Origin of the sequence: Streptomyces lancefieldiae (genome assembly GCF_031845825.1) — a bacterium.
Classification (GTDB): Bacteria; Actinomycetota; Actinomycetes; order Streptomycetales; family Streptomycetaceae; genus Streptomyces; species Streptomyces lancefieldiae.
The window spans coordinates 1-547 of the sequence record NZ_JAVRFH010000281.1 but is presented as its reverse complement, the minus strand read 5'-3'; the positions used below and the strand labels follow the sequence as shown (position 1 = coordinate 547).

The 547-nt window shown below is 61.2% G+C and carries 1 protein-coding gene; it reads left to right on the top strand.

Features of this window, described 5'->3' with window-relative positions:
• Positions 1 to 32 precede the first annotated feature (32 nt).
• On the top strand, positions 33 to 547 hold a 515-nt coding region (locus tag RM812_RS42140), incomplete at its 3' end, for a glutathione S-transferase C-terminal domain-containing protein (RefSeq protein WP_311586296.1).

Genomic DNA, 547 nt, shown 5'->3' with positions numbered 1-547 from the left:
ATGTGAACCCCAATTCGAAAATTCCCGCGTTGATGGATCACAGCGGCGAGAAGCCGGTGCGGGTGTTCGAATCCGGTGCGATCCTGCTGTATCTGGCGGAGAAGTTCGGCGCTTTCCTGCCAAAGGATCACGCCGCCCGCACCGAGGCCTTGTCATGGCTGTTCTGGCAGATGGGCAGCGGCCCGTATCTTGGCGGCGGTTTCGGCCATTTCTATGCCTATGCACCCGTAAAGATCGAATATGCGATCGACCGCTTCTCGATGGAAACCAAACGGCAGCTCGACGTGCTCGACCGCCGGTTGGCCGAGAGCGAATATCTCGGTGGTGACGAATACAGCATCGCCGATATCGCGGTGTGGCCATGGTATGGCGCGCTTGCCAGCGGGTTGATGTACAACGACGCCGCGACGTTCCTGCAGGTGCATGAATACACCCATTTCCAGCGCTGGGTGAAGGCGATCGGCGAGCGTCCGGCGGTGCAGCGCGGCCGGATGGTCAACCGCGTGATGGGCGATCCCGCCAGCCAGTTGCACGAGCGGCATGACGC